12 protein-coding genes are annotated in these 18512 nt (G+C 68.5%); 10 read left to right on the forward strand and 2 right to left on the reverse strand.

The features are described 5' to 3' along the window. Positions 1-195: 195 nt before the first annotated feature. Genes V8Z74_RS23270 through V8Z74_RS23295 form a run of 6 tightly spaced genes read left to right on the forward strand, consistent with a single transcriptional unit; the run spans position 196 to position 6836 of the window. Complete coding sequence (locus tag V8Z74_RS23270; protein WP_349711565.1) at positions 196-675, forward strand: (2Fe-2S)-binding protein; 480 nt, start codon at positions 196-198, stop codon at positions 673-675. Between the two features lie 34 nt (positions 676-709). After that, positions 710-3097, forward strand: a complete 2388-nt coding sequence (locus V8Z74_RS23275) for a xanthine dehydrogenase family protein molybdopterin-binding subunit (protein ID WP_349711567.1) — start codon at positions 710-712, stop codon at positions 3095-3097. A 20-nt stretch (positions 3098-3117) separates the two neighbouring features. Further along, the gene (locus V8Z74_RS23280) at positions 3118-3912 is read left to right on the forward strand and encodes an FAD binding domain-containing protein (protein WP_349711569.1); all 795 of its coding nucleotides are present in this window, start codon (positions 3118-3120) and stop codon (positions 3910-3912) included. Between the two features lie 28 nt (positions 3913-3940). After that, positions 3941-4861: an AAA family ATPase gene (locus V8Z74_RS23285; RefSeq protein ID WP_066476513.1), complete on the forward strand. Its 921-nt coding sequence runs from the start codon at positions 3941-3943 to the stop codon at positions 4859-4861. A 1-nt stretch (position 4862) separates the two neighbouring features. After that, entirely contained in the window at positions 4863-6116 is a 1254-nt protein-coding gene (locus V8Z74_RS23290) for a vWA domain-containing protein (RefSeq protein ID WP_349711571.1), read from the forward strand. Positions 6117-6149: 33 nt separating this feature from the next. After that, entirely contained in the window at positions 6150-6836 is a 687-nt protein-coding gene (locus V8Z74_RS23295) for an SRPBCC family protein (protein WP_349711573.1), read from the forward strand. Positions 6837-6896: 60 nt separating this feature from the next. Here the strand turns inward: V8Z74_RS23295 and V8Z74_RS23300 are convergent, their stop codons facing one another. Next, positions 6897-7277 (reverse strand): nuclear transport factor 2 family protein, encoded by a 381-nt coding sequence (locus tag V8Z74_RS23300; protein ID WP_066476506.1) that lies wholly within the window; start codon positions 7275-7277, stop codon positions 6897-6899. Positions 7278-7728: 451 nt separating this feature from the next. Here V8Z74_RS23300 and V8Z74_RS23305 point away from each other — a divergent pair, with 451 nt between their 5' ends. The 4 genes from V8Z74_RS23305 (at position 7729) to V8Z74_RS23320 (ending at position 17886) form a co-directional block, all read left to right on the forward strand. Beyond that, entirely contained in the window at positions 7729-9222 is a 1494-nt protein-coding gene (locus V8Z74_RS23305; protein WP_502879598.1) for an efflux RND transporter periplasmic adaptor subunit, read from the forward strand. An 81-nt stretch (positions 9223-9303) separates the two neighbouring features. Continuing rightward, on the forward strand, positions 9304-12489 hold the full coding sequence (locus V8Z74_RS23310; RefSeq protein ID WP_349711575.1) for an MdtB/MuxB family multidrug efflux RND transporter permease subunit: 3186 nt from the start codon (positions 9304-9306) through the stop codon (positions 12487-12489). 685 nt (positions 12490-13174) lie between these two features. Continuing rightward, on the forward strand, positions 13175-16348 hold the full coding sequence (locus V8Z74_RS23315; protein WP_349711577.1) for an efflux RND transporter permease subunit: 3174 nt from the start codon (positions 13175-13177) through the stop codon (positions 16346-16348). A 2-nt stretch (positions 16349-16350) separates the two neighbouring features. Beyond that, on the forward strand, positions 16351-17886 hold the full coding sequence (locus V8Z74_RS23320) for an efflux transporter outer membrane subunit (RefSeq protein ID WP_349711579.1): 1536 nt from the start codon (positions 16351-16353) through the stop codon (positions 17884-17886). A 110-nt stretch (positions 17887-17996) separates the two neighbouring features. Here V8Z74_RS23320 and V8Z74_RS23325 read toward each other — a convergent pair whose 3' ends face one another. After that, complete coding sequence (locus tag V8Z74_RS23325) at positions 17997-18362, reverse strand: hypothetical protein (protein ID WP_066476494.1); 366 nt, start codon at positions 18360-18362, stop codon at positions 17997-17999. Positions 18363-18512 lie beyond the last annotated feature (150 nt).

Consider the following 18512-nt stretch of genomic DNA (forward strand, 5'->3'; position numbering starts at 1 on the left):
CGCCACGCGCTACGACCGCAAGGCCGCCCACTTCATGGCATTCCTCTGCCTCGCTGCAAGTCTGGCTTGGCTGACAGATTGAATGTCGATTCAGCCTAGGGCTGCCGCAGCGCCGGCACCTGACCATGCAGGGGTGCACCGAGTCTGTTTTTCCCCAGGAGCAATTCGAGCCGGTCACCGGCAGGAGGCAGCACGATGAATGTCCAGTTCACGGTCAACGGCCGCGCGGCCAGCATTGACATCCCGCCCAACACCTTGCTTGTGCATGCGCTGCGCGAGCACCTGCACCTGACCGGCACCCATGTGGGCTGCGACACCAGCCAGTGCGGTGCCTGCACGGTCATCGTCGACGGGCGCGCCATCAAGTCCTGCACCATGCTGGCCGTGCAGGCCCAGGGCTGCGAGGTGCAGACCATCGAGGGCCTGGCCGCCGCCGACGGCAGCCTGCACCCCATGCAGGCCGCATTCAAGCAGTGCCACGGCCTGCAATGCGGCTTCTGTACGCCGGGCATGGTGATGAGCGCCATCGACCTGTGCCGCCACAACCCCGAGGCCGGCGACGGCGAGATCCGCGAGCTGCTCGAAGGCAACATCTGCCGCTGCACGGGCTACCAGAACATCGTCGCCGCGGTCAAGAAGGGCCGCGAAGGCATGCAGGCCGCGCCGTCCGCCTGATACGCAGACCCGCCAGGACACAAGGAGACACACCATGGGTGCATCCGACTTTTCCAAGCTCCCGCACATCGGCGAGGCCGTGCTGCGCAAGGAGGACGAGCGCTTTCTCACCGGCGCCGGCCAGTACACCGACGACATCACGCTGGGTGCCCAGGCCTATGCGGTCTTCGTGCGCTCGCCCCATGCCCATGCCAGGCTGCGCAGCGTCGACACCACCGCGGCCAGGGCGGCCCCGGGCGTCATTGGCGTGCTCACGGGCGCCGACGTGGCGGCCGACAAGATCAACGGCCTGCCCTGCGGCTGGCTGATCACCAGCACCAACGGCGAGCCCATGAAGGAGCCGCCGCACCCCATCCTGGCGCTCGATACCGTGCGCTACGTGGGCGACCAGGTGGCCATGGTCGTGGCCGAGACGCTGCAGCAGGCGCGCGACGCGGCCGAGCTGGTGGAAGTGGATTACGAGGTGCGGCCCGCGGTCGTGAACGTGGCCGATGCTGCCGCGGGCCGCATTGCCGGCGCCACGGTGCACGACATCGCGCCCGACAACCACTGCTACAAATGGGCCATAGGCGACAAGGCCGGCGTGGACGCGGTGTTCGCGGGCGCGGCCCATGTCACGCGGCTGGACCTTGTCAACAACCGGCTGATTCCCAACGCCATGGAGCCGCGCGTGGCCATAGGCAGCTACAACCGGGCCAGCGACGAATACACGCTGTACGTGGCCAACCAGAACCCGCACGTGGAGCGCCTGCTGATGACGGCCTTCGTGCTGGGCCTGCCCGAGAGCCGGGTGCGCGTGATCGCGCCCGACGTGGGGGGCGGCTTCGGCTCCAAGATCTTCCTCTACGCCGAGGACGTCTGCCTGACCTGGGCGGCGCGCAAGCTCAACCGCAACATCAAGTGGACGGCCGACCGCAGCGAGTCCTTCCTCTCCGATGCCCACGGCCGCGACCATGTGAGCCATGCCGAGATGGCCATGGACGCCAACGGCAAGTTCCTGGCCATGCGCGTGCACACGGATGCCAACCTCGGCGCCTATCTGTCCACGTTCGCCAGCGCCGTGCCCACCATCCTCTATGCCACGCTGCTGGCCGGGCAGTACGCGACGCCGCAGATCTATGTGGAGGTCGATGCCTGGTTCACGCACACGGCCCCCGTGGATGCCTACCGCGGCGCGGGCCGGCCCGAGGCCACCTACCTGCTCGAGCGCCTGGTCAGCCGCTGCGCCTGGGAGATGAACCTCTCGCAGGCCGAGATCCGCCGGCGCAATTTCATCGCCAGCTTCCCCTACCAGACGCCGGTGGCGCTGCAGTACGACGTGGGCGACTACCATGCCTGCATGGACCAGGCCGAGCAGCTGGCCGACGTGGCGGGATTTGCCGCGCGCCGTGCCGAGAGCGAGGCCAGGGGCCTCAGGCGCGGTATCGGCTACAGCAGCTACATCGAGGCCTGCGGCCTGGCGCCCAGCAACATCGCGGGCGCACTCGGCGCCCGCGCGGGCCTGTTCGAATGCGGCGAGGTGCGCGTGCATCCCACGGGCAGCGTGACGGTGTTCACGGGCTCGCACAGCCACGGCCAGGGGCACGAGACCACGTTTGCCCAGGTGGTGGCGGCGCGGCTGGGCATACCGGTGGAAAACGTGGACGTGGTGCACGGCGACACGGGGCGCGTGCCTTTCGGCATGGGCACCTACGGCTCGCGCTCCATCAGCGTGGGCGGCGCGGCCATCATGAAGGCGCTGGACAAGATCGAGGCCAAGGCCAAGAAGATCGCGGCCCACCTGCTGGAGGCCAGCGACGCCGACATCGACTTCGCCGGCGGCGAATTCACAGTGCGCGGCACGGACCGCAAGATCCCGTTCGCCCAGATCGCGCTCACGGCCTATGTGCCCCACAACTATCCCCTGGACAAGCTGGAGCCCGGCCTCAACGAGACCGCGTTCTACGACCCGACCAACTTCACCTTCCCCGCAGGCACCTATATCTGCGAGGTGGAGGTGGACCCGGCCACGGGCGTGGTGCGCGTGGACCGCTTCAGCGCCGTGGACGACTTCGGCACCATCATCAACCCCATGATCGTCGAAGGCCAGGTGCATGGCGGCCTGGCCCAGGGCATAGGCCAGGCGCTGCTGGAAAACTGCGTCTACGACCGGGAGTCGGGCCAGCTGCTCACGGGCAGCTTCATGGACTACGCCATGCCGCGTGCCGACGATCTGCCGGATTTCAGACTGGGCACGGTGTGCACGCCCTGCACGCACAACCCGCTGGGCACCAAGGGCTGCGGCGAGGCCGGGGCCATCGGTTCGCCGCCGGCCGTCATCAACGCCGTGCTCGATGCCCTGCATCCGCTGGGCGTCAGGGACCTGGACATGCCGGCCAGCCCACACCGGGTATGGGAAGCCATCGACGCCGCGCGCGCCTGACAAGAAAGGAAGACATCGCCATGTATGCCTTTACCTATAGCCATCCTGCTTCGGTGGCCGAAGCGCTCGCCGGCGAAGGCCAGTTCCTGGCCGGAGGCCAGAGCCTGCTGCCCTCGATGAAGCTGCGCCTGGCCCAGCCCGGCGCCATCGTCGACCTCAACGGCATTGCCGAGCTGGCCGGCATTCGCGTGGCCGGCGGCCAGGTCGAGATCGGCGCCATGACGCGCCATGCCGACGTGGCGGCCAGCCGAGAGGTGCAGGCCGCCATTCCGGCGCTGGCGCAGCTGGCTGGCGGCATCGGCGACCGCCAGGTGCGCGCGCGCGGCACGCTGGGCGGCTCGCTGGCCAACAATGATCCGGCCGCCTGCTATCCGAGCGCCGTGCTGGGCCTGGGCGCCACGGTGGTCACCGACCGGCGCGAGATCGCGGCCGACGACTTCTTCCAGGGCATGTACACCACGGCGCTGGATGGCGGCGAGCTGATCCGGTGCGTGCGCTTTCCGGTGCCGCAGGCGGCCGCCTATCTGAAGTTCAAGCAGCCGGCCTCGCGCTTTGCGCTGGTGGGCGTGTTCGTGGCCCGTACGGCCCAGGGCGTGCGCGTGGCGGTCACGGGCGCGGGCCTGTCCGTCTTCCGTCATGCGGAGCTGGAGGATGCGCTCAACCGCAGCTTCACGCCCGATTCGGCCGCCGGCGTGAAGATCGACGACAGCGAACTCAACAGCGACCTGCATGCCAGCGCGCGCTACCGGGCCCAGCTCATCAGTGTGCAGACACAGCGTGCGGTGGCTCAGATATTGAGTGCGAAAACTGCTTGAAACCTAAGTGGAGAAAGCACTGGCAGCTATGAAAAGCGGAGAAGACCCCGTGGCGTCCATCGATGCGCTGATCGCCGCCCTGCGCGAGCAGGGCTATTTCGCGGATCGGCGCCTGGCCACGGCGGTATTCCTGGCACTGCGCTTGCAGCGGCCGCTGCTGCTGGAGGGCGAGCCCGGCGTGGGCAAGACGGCCCTGGCCCAGGCGCTGTCTGCCGTGCTGTCGCGCCAGCTGATACGCCTGCAGTGCTATGACGGCCTGGAGCAGCGCGAAGCGCTGTATGAATGGAACTACACGGCACAGCTGCTGCATCTGCGCGCTTCGGAAGCCGGACATCAGGAAGCCGGTGCCGATGAAAGAGAGCGCGAGCTGTACCAGCCGCGCTATCTGATTCGCCGGCCGCTGCTACAGGCCTTGCAGGCGCCCGCGCCCGGCGCCGTGCTGCTGATCGACGAGGTGGACCGGGCCGACGAGCCTTTCGAGGCCTTTCTGCTCGAATACCTGGGCGAGTACCAGGTCAGCATTCCCGAGCTGGGCGTGGTGGCGGCCCGGGTACCGCCCGTGACCATTCTGACCAGCAACCGCACGCGCGACCTGCACGATGCCGTCAAGCGCCGCTGCCTCTACCACTGGCTGGACTATCCCGAGCGCGAGCGCGAGCTGGCCATCGTCCAGGCCAAGGTGCCCGAGGCCGCCGCCGCGCTCACGGCCCAGGTGGCGGATTTCGTGGGCCGGCTGCGCAGCCGGCCCTTCGCGGATGCATTCAGCCGCGTGCCGGGCATTGCCGAGAGCGTGGAATGGGCCAAGGCCCTGGTGGCGCTGGACACCCTGGTGCTGGACCCCGAGCTGGTGCACGAGACGGCCGGCATTCTGTTCAAGCAGCGCGAGGACATTGCCGCGCTCACGCCCGAGCGGCTTGCCCAGCTGCTCGCCCCGCAGGATGAATCCTGACATGGCCGCCCCGGGACCCGCACGCGCCAGCTGGTGGGGCGATGCGCGCAGTGGCAAGCTGGCCGCCAACCTCGTGGGATTTGGCCGCGCGCTGCGCCGCGCTGGCCTGTGCGTGGATGCACAGCGCATGGCACTGGCCCAGCAAAGCCTGGGCCTGGTCGGCCTGGCGCGCGAGGACATGGCCGCGGCGCTGGAGACCGTGCTGGTCTCGCGTGCGCAGGACCGCGGCGTGTTCCGTGAAATGTTCGCCGCCTACTTCCGCAATCCCGAGGTGGCCCAGCAGTTGCTGACCCAGCTGCTGCCGCGTGCGCCCGAGGCCGTAGCGCCACGCCGGCGGCCGCGCGTGCAGGAGGCCATGGCCACGGCCTGGCCCAACACCGCCCCAAAGCCGGCACAGGAAGAGGACGAGCTGCTGCTGGATGGCGCCATGTCGGCCGGCGACCGCCAGCGGCTGCGGCATGCGGACTTCGAGCAGCTCAGCGCCAGCGAATACCGGCTGGTGCAGCAGCTGGTGCGCGATATTGCCTTGCCGCTGCCGCGCTACCGCAGCCGCCGCAGCCTTGCGGCCGCGCGCGGGGCGCAACTGCACTGGCAGGCCAGCCTGGCCCGGGCCGCGCACACGGGCGGCGAACTGCTGCAGCTGCGTCGGCGCCAGCGCCGGATGCGGCCCTTGCCCTGGCTGGCCCTGGTCGATGTCTCGGGCTCCATGGAACGCTATGCGCGCCTGCTGCTGGCCTTTCTGCACCAGGCCACCAGCCCGGCGCGCCATCCGCTGCTGCGCCGGCATGTCTACAGCCTGGGCACGCGGCTGCAGGATCTCGAGGCTGCGTTCGCGCTGGCCGATCCCGACGCCATGCTCGGGCAGCTCAATGCCTGCATAGCCGAGTTCGGCGGCGGCACGCGCCTGGGCGAAAGCCTGGCCCAGCTGCGCCGCGAAGGCGCACGCCACCTCGTGGGCCGGCGCACGCTGGTGCTGCTGGTCAGCGACGGCCTGGATACCGGCGATGCCGGACTGCTGGAGCGCGAATTGCTCTGGCTCAGGCGCCATAGCGCGCGCCTGCTGTGGCTCAACCCCCTGTTGCGTTTTGACGGGTATGCCCCATTGGCCCAGGGCGCGGCCGTGCTGCATCGTCATGCGCATGCCATGCTGGCGGTGCACAACCTGCAGTCGCTGCAGGAACTGGCGGGCCATCTGGCGCGGCTGCTGGCCATGCCCGCGGTGGGGCTACCTGCCGGGCAACGCACGGTTTCATGACAATCTGACAGATGACTGCGAAAGGAGAGCCTTATGGAAATGCGCGCCAGCCGCCCCCTTGCCGTAAGCCAGCCACAGGCCTGGGAGGCGCTCAATGACCCGCAGGCCCTCAAGGCCTGCCTGGCCGGCTGCGAGAAATTCGAGCCGGCCGAGGATGGCGGCTACAGCGTGGTCATGGCCGTCAGGATCGGCCCGGTCTCTGCCCGGTTCAACGGCAAGATTGTGCTGTCCGATGTGGTGCCGCCCGAAAGCTACACGATTGCCTTCGAGGGGCAGGGCGGTGTGGCAGGCTTCGGCAAGGGGCAGGCGCACGTGCGGCTCGCGCCCGATCCCGAGGAGCCCGGTGATGCGCAGCGCTGCCTGCTCGCGTACGAGGTGCAGGCCCAGGTCGGCGGCAAGATCGCCCAGCTGGGACAGCGCCTGATCGACGGCGCGGCCCGCAACATGGCCGACGATTTCTTTGCCCGCTTCGATGCGCTGCTGCAGCAGCGCCACCCTGTGCAGGACATCGACGATGCGCTGGCGGCCGTACCGGCCGACGAGATCGATGCCGACGAAGTCGATACCCGCTCCTGGGAATACGATGCGGCCAATGCCGCGACCACGCCGCTGGATGCCGCGCCGGTCACGCCGCCCCATGAAAAGTCCGGCCTGCCGCTGTGGACCTGGGCGCTGGCGCTGGTTCTGGTGCTGGGCGTCGTCTGGCTCTTGATGAAGTAGGCCGCAGGATGCAAAAAGCCCCGCCTGCCTGCACAGTGCGGGGCTTTTTTGCGGCTCGGCTTACTGGGGCTGGGCGTGGAAAGCCTTGTTGGCGATCTTCCAGCCCTGCTCGGTCTTGAGCAGCAGGAAATAGTCGGTGAAGGTCACGGCGCCGTGGTGCAGCGTGACCTTGGCCATGGCGGCCGTGCCGACGATGTCCAGATAGTCGATGGTGCGGCGGCGCGTGGCTTCGTCGGCTGCGGGCGTGTTCTTGAAGCGCTGGCAGTAGAAGTCCAGGTCCCAGGAAGTCAGCGGGCCTTCGCGCACGGATTCCAGGCGGGCCGTGGGCATGAAGGCGGCGCGCATGTGCTCGGCGTTGTCTTCGGCGTGGCCGCGCATGTACAGCTCCAGGGGCACGCGCACGGCGGCTTCTTCGGGATGGTTGGTCAGACGGTCGGTCATTGAATAATCTCCTTGGAACCAAGAAATGGGGAAGCCTTGCCCGGCGATGGCATGCCGCCTGGAGGCCTGGGACGGCCCGCCGCGGCCGGGCGCAATCCGGGCAGATTGGCTGAGCCTCAAGCATAGGCCGCTGGCGCCGGGGATTACCTGCACCGGAGTCAGCACAGTTTCCGTCGCACGCAGGGCTTGCGCGCTCGCCCCGACGAGGGAATGCAAGCCGATGCAGCGACGTAAATCCCTCGTAAAGCGAACGTAAATGCTGGCAAAGCCGGCCATGGCCGACCCGGGCGCGCTTTGCAAATGGATACCATTGCCGCCAAGCCAATTGCCATCACGGTTGCCCCGACCGTGCCCCACACCATGCACAGCCCTTTCTCCTTCAGCGCCCAGCCTCCATCTTCGCAACGCGGCCGGGTCAGCCCGGCCATGATCGGCGGCCTGGTGCTGGTTCTTGCCGCAGCAGGGGGGGGGCGTCTGGTGGTACAAGCACCGTGCCGGCGGCGATGCGTCCACTGCCCAGGCCCAGGCCGGCGGCCAGGCGGCCGGAAGAGGTTCCCGCGGCGGCGGGCGTGGCGGCCCGGGCGGCCCTGGCGCCTTCGGTGCCGGCCAGGCCCAGCCTGTTTCCGTGGGCGTGGTGGACAGGCGCGACATGCGCGTGCTGGTCAGCGCCATCGGCACCATGAACGCGCGGGCCACGGCCGTGGTGCGGGCCAAGGTCTCGGGCGAACTGCAAAAGCTGCATTTCAAGGAAGGCGATGAAGTCAAGGCCGGCCAGCTGCTGGCCGAGATCGACCCCCGCAGCTTCCAGGCCAGCTATGACCAGGCGCTGGGGTCGCTGCAGCGCGACCAGGCCCTGCTCAAGAACGCGCAGCTCGACCTCAAGCGCTACCAGGAGCTGCAGGCCCAGGATTCGATCGCCAGCCAGCAGGTGGACACCCAGGCGGCGCTGGTGCGCCAGTACCTGGGCACGGTGGCAGCGGACAAGGGCCAGGTCGATGCAGCCCGGCTGCAGCTCGGCTACACCCGCATCACCGCGCCGATTGCGGGCCGGCTGGGCCTGCGCCAGGCCGATCTGGGCAACGTGGTCAATCCTTCGGATGCCAACGGCATCGTCACCATCACCCAGGTGCGGCCCATCGATGCGCTGTTCTCGCTGCCCGAGGCGCACGTGGGCACGCTGGCCCGCCAGCTCGCGGAGGGCACGGACCTGCCCGTGGAGCTGTGGGACCGCGACCAGAAGCAGCTGCTGGCCAAGGGCCGGCTGAACTCGCTGGACAACACCATCGACACCGCCACCGATACCGTGAAGGCCAAGGCCGCCTTTGCCAATGCCGACAACCGGCTGTTCGCCAACCAGTTCGTCAACGTCAAGCTACAGGTCAATCTGCTGGAGAACGTGCTGACCGTGCCGGTCACGGCCGTGCAGAACAACTATGTATATCTGGTGCAGGCCGACAAGACGGTGACGCAGCGCAAGATCAAGGTCGGCGTGACCGACGGCGACCGCGTCAGCGTGCAGGGCGATCTGCAGCCCGGCGACCAGGTGGTGACCGACGGCATCGATCGCCTGCGCGAAGGTGCCCAGGTCACGGTGATCGCGGCCGACAAGGTACAGAAGGTGGACCAGGCGGTACAGGATGCGGCCAGCCAGCCGCGAGGGATGCGCAATCTCACGCCCGAGCAGCGCGCCAAGCTGGCCTCCATGACACCCGAGGAGCGCAAGGCATTCTTCCAGAAGCTGCGTGCCGAGCGCGGTGCACAGGGCGGCCCGGGCGCAGAGGGCCGAGGCCCGGCCGCCGCAGCCGACGGCGCCAATGCCCGCGGTGGCGCGCCGCACGCCAATCCGGGCGACGCCGGCCCGGCCGGCGGCAAGCCCGCAGAGCCTGTCACTCCCGCCCATCCGGCAGCGCCCGCGGCCCCTGCAGGCGCCGCCGGTACACGATGATGGCTGGCGCCATGAACCGCTTGGCTTCCATGCTGCCGGCAGGCACCTGACAGCTCTTCTTGACAGGCAACCACGGCCATCATGAATATCTCCCGCCTCTTCATTCTCCGGCCCATTGCCACCTCGCTGCTGATGGTGGCCGTGCTGATCGCCGGCATCCTGGCCTACCGGCTGCTGCCCATCTCGGCCCTGCCCGAGGTGGACTACCCCACCATCGAGGTCACCACGCTGTATCCGGGCGCCAGTCCCGACGTGATGACTTCCAACGTCACGGCGCCGCTGGAGCGCCAGTTCGGCCAGATGCCGGGGCTGGACCAGATGTCCTCGACCAGCTCGGGCGGCGCTTCGGTGATCAGCCTGCGCTTTTCGCTGGACATGTCCATGGACGTGGCCGAGCAGCAGGTGCAGGCGGCCATCAATGCGGGCACCAACCTGCTGCCCAGCGACCTGCCCATGCCCCCGCTGTACAGCAAGGTCAACCCCGCCGACGCGCCGGTGCTGACGCTGGCCATCACCTCGCCCTCGCTGCCCGTGATCCGCGTCAACGACCTGGTCGAGAACCGGCTGGCGCCCAAGCTCTCCCAGGTCAAGGGCGTGGGCCTGGTGGCGATCGCGGGCGGGCGGCGCCCCGCCGTGCGCATCCAGGCCAACCCCGCGGCGCTGGCCAGCTACGGCATGACGCTGGACGACCTGCGCACTGCGATTGCGGCCTCCAACGTCAAGGCCGCCAAGGGCGGTTTCGACGGCTACAGCCGCGCCTCCACCATCGATGCCAACGACCAGCTGCAGTCGGCCGCCGAGTACCGCAATCTGATTGTCGCGTTCAAGAACGGCAATCCCGTGCGCCTGGCCGACGTGGCCCAGACCGTGGACGATGCGGAAAACACCCGCCTGGCCGCCTGGGCCGGCACGCCCGAGCACGGCTCCACGGCCGCGGTGGTCCTCAACATCCGCCGCCAGCCGGGCGCCAACGTCATCCAGACCGTGGATGCCATCAAGGCCCTGCTGCCCCAGCTCAAGGAAACGCTGCCGGCCTCGCTGGACGTGCAGATCCTGACCGACCGCACGGTCACCATCCGCGCCTCGGTGGAGGACATGCAGTGGGAGCTGGCGCTGGCCATCGCCCTGGTGGTGATGGTGATCTTCCTGTTTCTGCGCAGCGCCTCGGCGACGCTGATTCCCAGCGTCGCCGTGCCGCTGTCGCTGGTGGGCACCTTCGGCGTCATGTACCTGGCGGGCTTTTCGATCAACAACCTGACCCTGATGGCCCTGACCATCTCCACGGGCTTCGTGGTGGACGATGCCATCGTGATGATCGAGAACATCGCCCGCTTCGTGGAAAAGGGCGAACCGCCGCTGCAGGCCGCGCTCAAGGGCGCCAGGCAGATCGGCTTCACCATCATCTCGCTGACCATTTCGCTGATCGCGGTGCTGATCCCGCTGCTGTTCATGGGCGATGTGGTCGGACGCCTGTTCCACGAGTTCGCCATCACCATGGCCGTGGCCATCCTGATCTCGGCCGTGGTCTCGCTCACGCTCACGCCCATGCTGTGCGCGCGCTTGCTGCGCCACAGGCCCGGGGAGGGCGAGCCGGGTGCCGCCGGCGCAAAACCTGCCGGCCGCTTTTCCGTCGCCATGGGCCGCTTCTTCGACAAGGTCATCGCCGAATACGGCCGCCTGCTGAGCTGGGTGCTGGACCACAGCCCACTGACCTGGATGGTCTTCCTTGCCACGCTGGCGATCACGGTGCTGCTGTACTTCGTGGTGCCCAAGGGCTTCTTTCCCGAGCAGGACACGGGCACCATCGCGGCCACCACGGAGGCCGACCAGGCGATTTCGTTTACCGCCATGGCCGAGCGCCAGCAGGCGCTGGCCGAGCACCTGCTCCAGGATCCGGCCGTGCAGAGCATCTCGTCCTTCATCGGCGTGGACGGCACCAACACCACGCTCAACACGGGACGCATCCAGATCGACCTCAAGCCCCACGGCCAGCGCGATGCCATGCCCGTGGTGCTGCGCCGCCTTTCCGACGATGCGCGGCAGATCGCCGGCATACGCCTGTATGCCCAGCCCGTGCAGGACCTGACCATCGAGGACCGCCAGGCGCGCACGCAGTACCAGCTGCTGCTGTCATCGCCCGACATGAACCAGCTGTCGGCCAGCACCAACACCCTGGTGGAGCGCCTGCGCCAGTTGCCCGAGCTGGTCGACGTCAGCAGCGATCTGCAGAACCAGGGCCGCCAGGCCTATGTGCAGATCGACCGGGCCCAGGCCAGCCGCCTGGGCGTGACGGTGGCGGCCATCGACTCGGCGCTGTACAACGCCTTCGGCCAGCGGCTGATCTCCACCATCTTCACGCAGTCCAACCAGTACCGCGTGGTGCTGGAGGTGGGGCCGCAGTTCAAGCTCGGGCCCGAGGCGCTGCAGACCATTTACGCGGCTTCCACCAGCGGCCCGCCCGTGCCGCTGACCTCGGTGGCCACGGTCAGCGAGCGCCCCATGGCCCTGGCCGTGAACCACGTGGGCCAGCTGCCGGCCGCCACCATTTCCTTCAACACGGCCGGCGGCGTCTCGCTGGGCCATGCGGTCAAGGCCGCGCAACAGGCCATGCAGCAGATGCGCGACGAAGGGCAGCTGCCGCTGTCGGTGGATGCGCAGTTCCAGGGCGCGGCCCTGGCCTTCCAGGCCTCGCTGTCCAACACCCTGCTGCTGGTGCTGGCGGCCGTGGTCACCATGTATATCGTGCTGGGCGTGCTCTACGAGAGCACCATCCACCCGGTCACCATCCTCTCCACGCTGCCCTCGGCCGGCGTCGGCGCCCTGCTGGCGCTGCTGATCGCGGGACTGGACCTGGACATCATCGCCATCATCGGCATCGTGCTGCTGATCGGCATCGTCAAGAAGAACGCCATCATGATGATCGACTTCGCGCTGGAGGCCCAGCGCGACGAGGGCATGAGCGCGCGCGAGGCCATCCACCAGGCCTGCCTGCTGCGCTTTCGCCCCATCCTGATGACCACGCTGGCGGCCTTGCTCGGTGCCTTGCCCTTGATGATCGGCACCGGCGTGGGCAGCGAGCTGCGCCACCCGCTGGGCGTGACCATGGTCGGCGGCCTGCTCGTGAGCCAGTTGCTCACGCTGTTCACCACGCCGGTGATCTACCTGACCTTCGAACGCTGGGCCGAGCAGTGGCGCATCAGGCGCGGCCTGCCGGCGGTCAAGCACACGCCGCGCAGCGAGGATGAAGTGGAGGGCGGGCATGTTTGAGAGCGGACCTTTTGTCGTTGCACGCGGCATGCCGTCCCTACGGACAGAGGCCGGGTCTCGCCCCGGCGGGCGAGGTACTTTCTTGTCGCGCGACAAGAAAGTACCCAAAGAAGCGCGCCCCTGCTGTCTGCGACCCCAACGCTCAAGCGTTGGGGCAACCTGCGGCACAAGGCTCGCGGGATGCGCCGCCCAACTCGCTGCGCGCCTTGCGGCGCTCCGCTCAGACAAACGGCGGCGAGTCAGTCCACGAAGCGTTTGCACTCTGCGGTGCAAACGCCACCCCGCAAGCCTTGTGCCGCAGGCGCAGCCAGAAGGGGGGGGCGTACGGGCCGTCGCTGCGCTCGGCCTGGGAGCCGGCTGTGCTTCTCCTTGTGTCTGCGCCTGTGACGCGCAGTTCAGGCTGCGGGCGGCTGCACCGTAGAGTGCAGCCGCTTCGTGATCTGACTCGCGCCCGTTTGTCTGAGCGTAGCGCCAAAGGCGCGCAGCGAGTTGGGGCGCACCGCAGCTTGAACTGGGTGGCACAGGTTGCCCGTAGCGAAGCGAAGGGTCGCAGACAGCAGGAGTGTGTTCTTTGCTTCCTTTCTTGCACGAGCAAGAAAGGGAGTCGCCCGCCGGGGCGAGACCCGGCCTCTGTCAGTAAAGCAGGCAGATCGCATGCTTCGGGCGCAAGCGGGAGCCAACGCCCATGAGCATCTCCACCCCCTTCATCTTCCGCCCCATCGCCACCATGCTCCTGACCATAGGCATGGCGCTGGCCGGCGGCATGGCCTATTTCCTGCTGCCCGTGGCGCCGCTGCCGCAGGTGGACTATCCCACGATCTCGGTCACGGCCAGCCTGCCGGGCGCGGCGCCGGACACCATGGCGGCCACGGTGGCCACGCCGCTGGAGAGGGCGCTGGGCGCGATCGCGGGCGTCAACGAGATGACGTCCAGCTCCAGCATGGGCAGCACGCGCATCACGCTGCAGTTCGACCTGTCGCGCACCGTGGACAGCGCCGCGCACGACGTGCAGGCCGCCATCAACGCGGCGCGCACGCTGCTGCCTTCGGGCATGCCCAGCAATCCGACCTACCGCAAGGTCAACCCGGCTGACGCGCCCATCATGATCCTGGCGCTGACTTCGGACAGCCTCACGCGCGGCCAGATGTACGACGCGGCGTCCACGGTGCTGGCGCAAAAGCTCTCGCAGGTCGAAGGCGTGGGCCAGGCCTCGATCAGCGGCGGCGCCTTGCCGGCCGTGCGCGTGGAGCTCGATCCGCTGCGCCTGGCGGCCAACGGCATTTCGCTGGAGCAGGTGCGCACGGCGATCTCCAGCACCAATGCCAACCGCCCGCTGGGCGCGGTGGAGCGCGAGGACCATTACTGGCAGGTGGCCACCAACGACCAGGCCCGCACGGCGGCCGACTATGCGCCGCTGGTGCTGGCCTGGAAGAACGGCAATGCCGTGCAGCTGCGCGACGTGGCCGAGGTGACCGACTCCGTGCAGGACGTGCGCAACTACGGCGTCTCCAACGGCAAGCCGGCCATCCTGCTGCAGGTGTTCAAGCAGCCCGATGCCAACATCCTGCAGGCCGTGGACAAGGTGCGTGCGCTGTTGCCCCAGCTCAAGGCCTCGATTCCCGCGGCCATAGACATCACCATCATCTCGGACCGCACGCCCACGCTGCGCGCCTCGGTCAAGGAAGTGGAGCGCTCCCTCGCGATATCGGTGGCGCTGGTGATCATGGCGGTCTTCGTGTTCCTGCGCAATGCGCGCGCCGCGCTGATCCCGGCCGTGGCCGTGCCGGCCTCGCTGCTGGGCACCTTCGGCGTGATGTACCTGTGCGGCTACACGCTGGACAACCTCTCGCTGATGGCCCTCACCGTGGCCACGGGTTTTGTCGTGGACGACGCCATCGTGGTGCTGGAAAACGTGCTGCGCCACATGGAGCGCGGCAAGCCGGCCATGCGCGCGGCGCTGGACGGCGCGCGCGAGATCGGCTTCACCGTGGTCTCCATGAGCCTGTCGCTGATCGCGGTGTTCGTGCCCATTCTGTTCATGGCCGGCATCGTGGGCCGGTTCTTCCGGGAGTTTTCGGTGGTCATGGCCTCGGCCATCCTGGTGTCCATGGTGGTCTCGCTGACCACCACGCCCATGATGTGCGCGGCCCTGCTGCGCACGCCCGAGCAGGAGGCGCGCCGGCGCGCGCAGATCGCCGCCAGCCCGTGGCGCAGCCGATGGCATGCGTTCTGGCAGCGCATCTCGGATGCCATCGGCCGCTTCGAGGACGGCATGACCTCGGTCTACCGCAGGACGCTGGCCTGGTGCCTGCGCCGCCAGCCGCTGGTGATCGCCGTGCTGCTGGGCGTGGTGGGCCTCAACGTCTATCTGTACGTGGCCATCGACAAGGGCTTCATGCCCAGCGAGGACACGGGCCGCGTCATGGGTTTCATCCGCGCGGACCAGTCCACTTCGTTCCAGGCCATGCAGCGGCGCATCCAGCGCTTCCTGGCCATCGTGCAGGAAGACCCTGCCGTCGAATACGTGACGGGCTTCACGGGCGGAGGCCAGGCCAATGCGGCCAATATGTTCATGTCCCTCAAGCCTTTGCCTGAGCGCAAGGTGTCGAGCGACGAGGTCATCAACCGCCTGCGCGAAAAGCTCAAGAACGAGCCCGGCGCACGCCTGTTCATGATCACGCAGACCGATGTGTGCATCGGTGGGCGCCAGAGCATGGCTTCCTACCAGTACACGCTGCAGGCCGACGACAACGCCGAGCTGCGCCTGTGGGAGCCGCGCATACGCCAGGTGCTCTCCACGCTGCCGGAGCTGACCGACGTGAACAGCGACGTGCAGGACAACGGCATGCAGACCACGCTGGTGATCGACCGCGACCAGGCCGTGCGCCTGGGCCTGACCGTGGCGCAGATCGACAACACGCTCAACGACGCCTTCGGCCAGCGCCAGGTCGGCGTGATCTACAACCCGCTCAACCAGTACCGCGTGGTGATGGAGGCAGCGCCCCAATACCTGCAGAGCCCCGAAACGCTGCGCGGCTTCTTCTTCGTCAATAGCGCCGGCAAGCAGGTGCCGCTCACGGCCTTTGCCAAGATCACGACCACCAGCACGCCGCTGTCCGTCAACCACCAGGGCGGCACGCCGGCCAGCACCGTCAGCTACAACCTCGCGCCCGGCGTGTCGCTGTCGCAGGCCAACGACGCCATCCGCAACGCGATTGCCGAGCTGGGCGTGCCCGTTTCCATCCGCGGCTCGTTCGCCGGCTCGGCCGGAGCCTTCCAGCAGGCGCTGGCGGGGCAGCCGCTGCTGATCCTGGCAGCCATCATCACCATCTATCTGGTGCTGGGCGTGCTGTACGAGAACCTCGTGCATCCCCTGACGATCCTCTCCACGCTGCCCTCGGCCGGCGTGGGCGCGCTGCTGGCGCTGATGCTGTGCCGGACCGAGTTCTCGCTGATCGCTTTCATCGGCGTGATCCTGCTCATCGGCCTCGTGAAGAAGAACGCCATCATGATGATCGACTTCGCGCTGGAGCGCGAAAAGGGCGGCCATGTCACATCGGCCCAGGCCATCTACCGCGCCTGCGACCTGCGCCTGCGTCCGATACTGATGACCACTTTTGCCGCCATCTTCGGCGCGCTGCCACTGGCCCTGGGCCGGGGCGACGGCGCGGAGCTGCGCCAGCCACTGGGCATTGCCATCGTCGGCGGCCTGCTGGTCAGCCAGCTGCTCACGCTCTACACCACGCCCGTGGTCTACGTGCTGCTGGACCGCGCGCGACAGGCCGCGCGGCGTGCCTGGGCCCGGCGGCCGGGCCGCGGGCGCGGCAGCCCGGCAGCAGCCCTGCCCGCGGGAGAGTGACCATGAAAGCATTGGCTGAAAATATGAAACAGATTGCCTGCAAACCCAGCGTGCAAAAGCGCAAGCAGCTCACTTTTTTGAATTCGACAACCACCCTGGCCGTGCTGGCGCTCGGCGCCACGCTGGCCGGCTGCTCGCTGCAGCCCACCTACCAAGTGCCCAGGCTCGATGTGCCCGCGCAGTTCAAGGAAGCCACGCCCGAGGCCGCGCAGGCCGGCATCTGGCAGCCTGCGCGGCATGGCGCGGACGCGGCAGCGCTGGACGCGGTGCCCGAGAAATGGTGGACCGTCTATGGCGATGAAACGCTGAACCGGCTGCAGGAAGAAGCGGCGGCCGCCAATCCCTCGGTGGAGCAGGCCGTGGCGCGCCTGCGCACGGCCCAGGCCGCGGTGGCCAGCAGCCGCGCCGGCCTGTTTCCCACGCTCGGCACCACGGGCAGCGGCTCGCGCGCGCTCACGGGCGGCGGCACCTATGTCAACTCCAACAACGAGAACATCGCGCGCAGCGGCACCATCAACAACACCTTCTCGCTGGGCCTGAACGCCAGCTGGGAGCTGGACCTGTGGGGTCGGCTGTCGGGCCAGGTCGATGCGAGCCGGGCCAGTGCCCAGGCCAGCAGCGACGATCTCGCGGCCGCACGCCTGTCCGCCCAGGCCTCGGTGGCCCAGACCTATTTCTCGCTGCGCGCCGCCGAAGCCCAGGACCGCCTGCTGCGCGAGACCCTGGCCAACTATGAGCAAAGCCTGCAGCTCACGCGCAACCGCTACCGTTCCGGCGTGGCTTCGTCGGCCGACGTGGCCCAGGCGCAGGCGCAGTACAAGAGCACCCAGGCCCAGCTGCTGGAGGCCCAGATCACGCGCGCCCAGTACGAGCATGCGCTGGCGGCCCTGCTGGGCAAGGCGCCGGCGGCCTTCAGCCTGCCGGCCACCGCGCAGCTGCCCGCGCCGCCCGCCGTGCCGGCCATGCTGGCTTCGACCCTGCTGGAGCAGCGCCCCGACATCGCCGCGGCCGAGCGGCGCGTGGCCGCGGCCAATGCCCAGATCGGCGTGGCGCGCGCGGCCTTCTTCCCGTCGCTGACCCTGTCGGCTTCGGCCGGCTACCGCAATTCCACGCTGTCGAACCTGCTGAGCACGCCCAACCTGTTCTGGTCGCTGGGCCCGGCGCTGGCCATGAGCCTGTTCGACGGCGGTGCGCGCTCGGCGGCCGTGGAGTCGGCCCGTGGCGCGCTGGACCTGGCCGCCGCCACCTACAAGCAGACCGTGATCACGGCGCTGCAGGAGGTGGAGGACAACCTGGTGGCCGCCAGCCAGCTGGCGCAGGAGCAGCAGGTGCAGGCCGAAGCCCTGGCCGCCGCGCGCAAGGCGCTGACCGTGGCCGAGAACCAGTACAAGGCCGGCACCGTGGCCTATCTAAACGTGCTGTCGGCCCAGACCACGGTGCTCGGCGCCGAGAACAATCTGATCAATGTGCGCAACCGGCGCCTGACGGCGGTGAACACGCTATTGAAGAATGTGGCCGGGAAGTGGAAAGCCCCCTGAGGCGCCTTGCGCCTCCCCCTGGAAGGGGGAGGCGACGGCCTTGCTGCGGGGCGGCCCTTGCTCGCCGCCTCTGGCTGGGAGGGTGCCCGTTTCATGAGCAGTCGCGGGCGTTAATCGTTCAGCTCGAAGGCGCTGCGCAGTGCCTCTCCAAACCAGCTGCTGCCCGACAGCGACAGCGTGACCGTGGTGCGGCCGGTGGCCGATGCCTCCAGCGCCAGGCGGCCGCTGGCCTCATCGAAGCGAGCGGTCAGCGGCTGGCCCGCATCGTCCTGGGCCTGCAGGTCGTAGTCCCAGTCGCCGCCTTCGTCGACGGCGCCCTGGCGGCCCTTGAAGTCCCGGCTGGCCCAGCGCAGCAGCCGTTCCACTTCGGCCGCGAGAGCCGGCACGCGCGCCGCGCCCACGCTGGCCATGGCATCCCAGGTGCCCGTGCCTTCCTCGTCTTCGCTGTAGTCAAAATCCAGATAGTCCAGTGCCACGATTGAAGGCTCCTTGTAAATTTGCTTGCGGCATAGGCACCGGATGCTAACTTGCGGCCCTTCCTTCGCGGGCCTTCAGGCGCTGCTTGCGGCAATTTTCTTGCGGCCCTCGGGCTGCAGATCCGCGGTTTCGCTGCGCTGCGGCAGCCG

It is taken from the genome of Comamonas sp. w2-DMI (assembly GCF_040187735.1).
GTDB classification, from domain to species: domain Bacteria; phylum Pseudomonadota; class Gammaproteobacteria; order Burkholderiales; family Burkholderiaceae_C; genus Comamonas; species Comamonas terrae.

Excerpts from the sequence above, each read along its gene's own strand:
- V8Z74_RS23270 (WP_349711565.1), top strand. The coding sequence starts at position 196 with ATGAATGTCCAGTTCACGGTCAACGGCCGCGCGGCCAGCATTGACATC.
- V8Z74_RS23275 (WP_349711567.1), top strand. The coding sequence starts at position 710 with ATGGGTGCATCCGACTTTTCCAAGCTCCCGCACATCGGCGAGGCCGTG.
- V8Z74_RS23280 (WP_349711569.1), top strand. The coding sequence starts at position 3,118 with ATGTATGCCTTTACCTATAGCCATCCTGCTTCGGTGGCCGAAGCGCTC.
- V8Z74_RS23285 (WP_066476513.1), top strand. The coding sequence starts at position 3,941 with ATGAAAAGCGGAGAAGACCCCGTGGCGTCCATCGATGCGCTGATCGCC.
- V8Z74_RS23290 (WP_349711571.1), top strand. The coding sequence starts at position 4,863 with ATGGCCGCCCCGGGACCCGCACGCGCCAGCTGGTGGGGCGATGCGCGC.
- V8Z74_RS23295 (WP_349711573.1), top strand. The coding sequence starts at position 6,150 with ATGGAAATGCGCGCCAGCCGCCCCCTTGCCGTAAGCCAGCCACAGGCC.
- V8Z74_RS23300 (WP_066476506.1), bottom strand. The coding sequence starts at position 7,277 with ATGACCGACCGTCTGACCAACCATCCCGAAGAAGCCGCCGTGCGCGTG.
- V8Z74_RS23310 (WP_349711575.1), top strand. The coding sequence starts at position 9,304 with ATGAATATCTCCCGCCTCTTCATTCTCCGGCCCATTGCCACCTCGCTG.
- V8Z74_RS23315 (WP_349711577.1), top strand. The coding sequence starts at position 13,175 with ATGAGCATCTCCACCCCCTTCATCTTCCGCCCCATCGCCACCATGCTC.
- V8Z74_RS23320 (WP_349711579.1), top strand. The coding sequence starts at position 16,351 with ATGAAAGCATTGGCTGAAAATATGAAACAGATTGCCTGCAAACCCAGC.